The sequence below is a fragment of the Methylobacterium sp. A54F genome (assembly GCF_053346035.1).
In genome coordinates this window covers 72,439-78,438 of sequence record NZ_JBKFBF010000019.1, presented here as the reverse complement: position 1 = coordinate 78,438, position 6,000 = coordinate 72,439, and the positions used below count along the sequence as shown (strand labels likewise).

General features: G+C 70.7%; 6 protein-coding genes. 1 reads left to right on the top strand and 5 read right to left on the bottom strand.

The features are described from left to right. Positions 1 to 408: 408 nt before the first annotated feature. From ACLBXP_RS23450 to ACLBXP_RS23435, 4 genes are all read right to left on the bottom strand, one after another. The gene (locus ACLBXP_RS23450; protein WP_447670246.1) at positions 409 to 1,167 is read right to left on the bottom strand and encodes a class I SAM-dependent methyltransferase; all 759 of its coding nucleotides are present in this window, start codon (positions 1,165 to 1,167) and stop codon (positions 409 to 411) included. Between the two features lie 18 nt (positions 1,168 to 1,185). Next, positions 1,186 to 2,880, bottom strand: a complete 1,695-nt coding sequence (locus tag ACLBXP_RS23445) for a glycosyltransferase family 4 protein (RefSeq protein ID WP_447670245.1) — start codon at positions 2,878 to 2,880, stop codon at positions 1,186 to 1,188. After that, positions 2,877 to 3,641, bottom strand: coding sequence for a sulfotransferase domain-containing protein (locus ACLBXP_RS23440; protein WP_447670244.1), 765 nt, complete (start codon positions 3,639 to 3,641; stop codon positions 2,877 to 2,879). Before ACLBXP_RS23440 ends, ACLBXP_RS23445 begins: the two co-directional genes overlap by 4 nt. A 109-nt stretch (positions 3,642 to 3,750) precedes the next feature. Further along, the gene (locus ACLBXP_RS23435) at positions 3,751 to 3,963 is read right to left on the bottom strand and encodes a hypothetical protein (RefSeq protein ID WP_447670243.1); all 213 of its coding nucleotides are present in this window, start codon (positions 3,961 to 3,963) and stop codon (positions 3,751 to 3,753) included. Between the two features lie 303 nt (positions 3,964 to 4,266). Between ACLBXP_RS23435 and ACLBXP_RS23430 the strand changes: the two genes are divergently transcribed. Then, on the top strand, positions 4,267 to 4,680 hold the full coding sequence (locus ACLBXP_RS23430) for a response regulator (protein ID WP_447670242.1): 414 nt from the start codon (positions 4,267 to 4,269) through the stop codon (positions 4,678 to 4,680). 25 nt (positions 4,681 to 4,705) lie between these two features. Here ACLBXP_RS23430 and ACLBXP_RS23425 read toward each other — a convergent pair whose 3' ends face one another. After that, the gene (locus ACLBXP_RS23425; RefSeq protein ID WP_447670241.1) at positions 4,706 to 5,809 is read right to left on the bottom strand and encodes an HWE histidine kinase domain-containing protein; all 1,104 of its coding nucleotides are present in this window, start codon (positions 5,807 to 5,809) and stop codon (positions 4,706 to 4,708) included. Positions 5,810 to 6,000 lie beyond the last annotated feature (191 nt).

Genomic DNA, 6,000 nt, shown 5'->3' with positions numbered 1-6,000 from the left:
ATGTTGCTGGCTGCGTTGTAGTAGTACCCCGGCTGCCCGATCAGGCTGCGAAACGAGACCGGCGCCTCCGCCACGCTGCGCCCCGCACCCGCCGCAACATCGGAAAGACCAGAAAAACTAGGCGAACGCGACAGTATATCGGTGAGATTTTCGGATACAGGCATCGCTCAATGCTCGCTCCACATGCAATTTCGAGATGAAATCGCAGTGCGGCCGGATTTGACGGGTGAGTCCCGACCTTGCAGCAAGCTGTGTGCGGATGGTTAACTTGGCGTAAAATGGAAAGGATAGCCCGTCGGTGAAGCCGCAGCCGAAAGTGGAATCCGTCATGCGCGATGCGCGGAAGTCACATCGCGTTTCCGGGGGATCCCGGCTGGATATTCACGGAGCGGACGTCGAAGATCGCCGTCAGGATCCGGCAAGTGTCGCGACGTGGGCCGCCACCATGCGCTGCAGGCCTTCGCGGGAGGTCCTCAGGTAGGTCTCGCGGTCGTGGGCATGGCGCCCCAGCGCCTCCGCCGCCGCGGTGGCCTCACCGATCAGGATCGCCGCCACCGTCTCGGGCAGGAAGAGCAGGCGGTGGGGTACGCCCTGGTAGGCCAGGAACGCCTCGGCGTTGAGGATCGCGTCAGCTACGAGGTTCGCGTCGTGGAAGGCGATGACGCCGGAGGCAGCGGCGAAGGGGTAGAGGCGCAGGAAGTCCGAGAAGCAGGCGCGGTTCGTGTGCTCGCCATCGATGAAGAGCAGGCGCTGGCCCGGCGCGACGGCGTCCGGCGCAAGGGCGGTCGCGTCCCCGTCGAAGGTCGAGAGCTTGAGAAGGGCAGCCTCGGGCAGATGCTCGGCGAGGGTCTCGATCATCCGCCGGGTCGAGTTGCCCTGGTAGTGGAAGACCGTGCCGCGCTCGTCGGGCTGCGACTCCGGACGCTTGTCGATGGAGAAGACCGAGGCGCAGAGCGGATCGGCGAGGTGGGGCACCAGGGTGCCGCCGAGATGGGAGCCGATCTCGACGTAACCGTAGCGACCGAAGCGCTGGCGCACGAGATTCTGCAGGAGGAGCAGGCTGCGCCGGTCGCTCGGCTTCGTCTGGGACGGCGCCCGGAACAGGCCGACATCGAGGCCGGTGATCATCGCTTCGGCGCGGGTGGTGAGGTCGGTGTCCGTGCTCATGCTGCGGTTCCGCTTCGTTCAGGACGATGAGCCGGGCGCGTCCCAGGCGAGGAGGCCGAGCTTGCACAGCCAGACGAGAGCCAAGCGCACGGCTTCGCGCCGCTGCGCCGGCACCCTGGCCTCGATGTCACCGACCGAGACGGGCCCGTGCGCACCAATGTGATCGATGAGCGCGCGGCACTCCCCCTGGTTCGCCCGCCAGTTGGCGGCGAACCCGTCGAGGCGGACTCCGGCGCTGCGCGCGAGCTCTGCCTGAACGGCCTCGATGCTGGCGCCCGGGCAAAGGGCGACCCGCAGCGCCGGCGACAGCACCGCGTTGGCGAAGAGCGCGAAATCTGCGAACGGGTCGCCCTTCACCGGACTGGTCTCCGGGCCGACGCCGACACCGAAGGGCGCGGCCGCCTTCCGCTCGGCCGCGAGGTTCTCGATGAGCCTGCGCACCTCGGCTGCCACGACGGGCCAGTCGAACATCGTCCGCACGCGCTCACGCCCGGCCCGGCCCATGCGGCGGCGCAGGTCCGGATCGGCCGCGAGACGGGCGAGCCCGTCGGCGGCCTGGTCGACATCCACCGCTGTGAACTGGGCTACGGTGCCCACATAGGCCTGATAGGCCTCGATGCCGAGCACGTGACGGGCGCTCATCAGGCGGCCGGCGCTGCCGGCCGGACCGCCGAGGGTGCGGGCGAGGTAGGCCTCCTCGCCGTGGCGCATGGTGTAGCGGTAGCCGTCCCAGTCGGAGGCGACCACCGGCAGTCCCGCCGCCATCGCCTCCAGCGGCGTCAGCCCGAAAGTCTCCTGGATGTTGTCGACGAGGGACAGAAAGATGTCGGAGGCTGCCCAGAGACCTTCCACGAGGCCGCGGTCGTTCCCATCGAGGATGAAGAGCGGCATCTCCGGGGCGTAGGCCCGCGCGGCCTCCTCGTAGAGCGAGCGCCCGACCTCTCCGTTCGGGAACCAGCCCGCCATCGCGAAGCAGAGGCGCTTGCCGGAGCGCGCCCGCGCCTCGTGGATCGCCCGGAACATGGGCTGCGGATAGGCCTTCTCGAAGAAGGACAGGCGTCCGAGCCAGAGCACCAGGACGTCGTCCTCGGAGAGGCCGAGCCGTTGGCGCAGGCTCGCCCGCACGTCGGAGCGGTCGGCCTGCGCGGCCAGTGTCGCGCCCTCGACGCCCAGTGGGATCAGCGGAAGCTGCGGCTTCGGGCGGGCCGTGCCGCCGAAGCGGTCGGCCAGAAAGGCTCCGTACTCCTCGAACAGCGTATCGAGCGCATCGCGGACGGCTGGCGAGGTGCAGATCAAGGCGTCCCAGGGCTGCACCGGTGCGAGGCTCGCCGCCGCGATGTACTCGCGGATCGCGGGCGGGGCGAGGGTGTGGACCAGCCCCACGAGGCTGTAGGCGCGGTCGCCCGCGGCGCGGCGCAGCCAAGCCAGATCGGCGAGGTCGGCCTTCCCGCGCAGGAGCGCCCCCGCCCGGGCGGCGAGACCGGTGTCGTGGATGCTGCCGGCGTTGAGGCGCGTCTTGCTGGGCCGCCCACGCAGGAGCGGCCCCGACAGCGAGGCGATCGGCACCGCCTCCGGGGCCAGCACCGTCAGCTCGCCGAAGCCGCCGTGCTCGGCGAGCGCCTGAAACAGACCGAGATTGGCCGTATCCTTACCGAACGGGTTCTTGACTGCCTCGAACGAGGCCGAAGGCACGTAGAGCGCGAGGTCGGTCATCGCGCGGCCTTCCCGAAGGCGAGGCCCGTCAGCGCGGTGAAGCGGGCCGCGTCCTCGCGGTAGAGGTCGTCGAGATAGGCCCGGTCGTCGGCCGCGAGGTCCGGCACGCTGCCCCAGTCGGAGCCTACGTTGGCCCGGACCGGCGCCTGCCCCGGCGGGGGCGGCGCGACGCCGATGTGGCGGCAGACGCGCGCCAAAGTGCCGTCCGGGTCCTTGGAGAGCGCGTCGGAGGTGAGGGCCAGCACCTGCTCGCGCGGGAACAGGGCGTGGACCCGGTCGAGCTGCGCCGCGTAGAAGCCCCGCTCCACGTAGGAGAACACCCGGTGGTGCCCCGGGGCCGCGGGGTCGTCCACCCGGGCGCGGCCCGCCCGGATCGCCTCGCCGAAGGGCATCGCGTCGTAGCCGCGCCCGCGCTCCATCCGCCAGTGCGAGTAGGCGCGCTCGGCGGGATCGCGGAACAGGAAGACGAGGCGCATGGCCGGGTTGTAGGCCCGGATGCGCGCGAGGCTCTGCGGCCAGTAGATGTAGATCGGCGTCGCCTCCCCTCGCACCCGGTCCGAGGCCGGGCCGAAGGCGGCGTGGTAGGCGGCGTAATCGGGCTGCGCCCAGTCCACCCCCTCCTCGCGGTCGAAGAAGTGGACCTCCTTGCAGGCGGCCATGTCGAGGCCGGGATGCCCGTTGAGATAGGCGAAGAGGGCGGTCGTGCCGCCCTTCTGCACGCCCGCGATCAGGAAGCGCACGCGCGGGTCGGGCTGCGTCACCGACCGCCTCCGGGGGCGGCCTGCTCGGTCCAGTGCTGCGCCAACGCTCGCCTCGTGCTGCCGGCCGGGTGTGTCCGGGGACCGGAATAGTGCATCGGCGCCGGCCGCGCTACCGCCGCCCCTCTCCGGCCCGCATCGGCGCGCAGGCGGCACAGATTCTGTGGAGCGCGAGATACAGGACGGCGCCGGAGAGCAGCAGCCCGGCCAGGGCGAGGAGCACGACGAGGCCGATCGCCTCCGCGAGGTCCAGGCCGAAGCTTGCAGCGCCGCGGAGGAGCCGCGCTCGCCGGCCCTCGGATGATCTGAGCCGATCGGTCGTCATGGCGCCAGCCCTCGCCCCCGGTGACACCGTGCGACAGGTGCAAGCAGGATACCGGGGAGACGCTCATCAGTAAAATCTTTGGTTGTAATTGACTCCGCCGCGCGAGGTCGGTCGCGTCACACCGGGTTTAGCCGTGGAACAGGCCGCTCGACTGCCGTTGAGCGATGCAGCCCGGTTGCCGCGGCCTCTTGGCCTGACACCCAAATCGCATCGCGCGTCGACATCTGCGAACGGTTTGATTCCGATCAATCGCCGACGACATCGCTCTCTCGCGAATGGATGCGCCGATCGGGTTTTTGATGTATGGATTTCGAAGGCTGCAGATCTGCGGCTCTGCGAAAGGGCGGGCCCGTGCAACCATACTATGCCGGTTTGCAAGGCCGCCGGATCCTTCTCGCAGAGGATGATTACTACATCGTCGAGGACATGGCCCGCAGCTTCCGGGCGGACGGCGCCGAAGTTGTCGGGCCGGTTGCCACCCTGGCCGAAGCGATGCGCCTGCTCGGCGGGCCGCGGGTGCCGGACGCGGCGGTCGTCGACCTGAACCTGCGGGGCGAAATGGCGTTCCCGCTCGCCGATGCTCTGCTCGGCCGCGGCGTGCCCTTCGTCTTCGCCACCGGATACGGCCTGGACGCGATACCGGCCCGCTTCGCCCGCATCCGCCACTGCCTGAAACCCGTCGAGCCGCGGGAACTGGCCCGCGCTCTGTTCGCCTGAGGGGGCCGGCCCCGCGCGACGCCCGTCAGGGCTCCTCGGTGCGGACGCCGATCCGGGGTCCGAACGGCAGATCGATGATGCAGCGCAGCCCGCCCGGAGCGAAATCCAGCTCGGTCTCGGCCTGCAGCTCGTAGCGCAGTGTCCGTTCGAGGAGTTCGCGCCCGAAGCCCTGGCGGAGCGGGGCGGCCGCGGCGCGGGGTCCGCCGCGCTCCAGCCACGTCAGGACCAGCCGCTCGCCGGCCGGCGTCGTCCGGATCTCCCAGGTGACGTGGATCGTGCCCTTGGGCCGCATCAGCACGCCGTGCTCGATCGCGTTGGTGGCGAGCTCGTGGATCGCGAGGCAGAACAGCTCAGCGGCCCGGGGCTGCAGCAGCACGCGCGGGCCCGCGATGTGCGCCTGGCGCCCCTCGTGCGCGAGGTGGGCGAACAGCTCCTCGGCGATGAGGGCGCGCAGGTCGAGGCCCTGTCTGGGATCCCGGAGCGCGGAGCTCTGCGCCCGCGTGATGGCGTTGATCCGCCCTTCGAGGTGAGCGGCGTAGGATTCGACGGTCTCGGCCGTCTCGGCGGAGCGGCGCACGATCAGGCGGATCACCGCGAGGAGGTTGCGCGCGCGGTGCTGGAGATCGGCGACCAGGGCGGACTGGCGCTCCTGCAGCGTCCGCAGCTCGTGCACGTCCGTGGAGGTTCCGAACCAGGCGACCCGGCGCCCGTCTCCGTCGCGCAGGGGCACGGCACGGGTCTCGAACCAGCGGTAGGCGCCGTCCTCCGCCCGCCGCAGGCGATGCAGCACCTCGAAGCTGCCGCGGGCGTCAGCCTCCTGCCAGCTGCGCACCGTCGCCTCGCGGTCCTCGGGATGGACGGCGTCGAGCCAGCCGGCCCCCAGGGCGCGCCTCTCCGCCTGCCCGGTATACGCCGTCCATTGCGGGCCGGCCCCCGTCCATTCGCCGTCGTCCCGCGCGCGCCAGACGAGTTGCGGGATGGTTTCGATGAGCAGCCGCAGCTCGCCCTGCGAGAAGCCGGACGGCGCGTCCCCGGCCTCCGCGCCCGCGGCGGATCCGGCCTCGGGAATGAGGCCGCGGAGGCGCGCGTTCTCGGCCTCAAGATCCGCCCTGCGTCGCCCTCGTGCCATGCCGCCGCCGCAGCCCTCCGGGGTCTCCCGCTCCGATGCGCGGCCTCCGTCCTGCCGCTACGCGGCTCGTCCAGGGGAGGCTTCGCGAACAAGCACGCGTGCAGTGCACAAAAGCTTGCGTGCGATCAATTCAAGTGACACGGGCAGCCATACGCTCGCAAGCAGCAAGCACGCGAATAATGGATGCAATT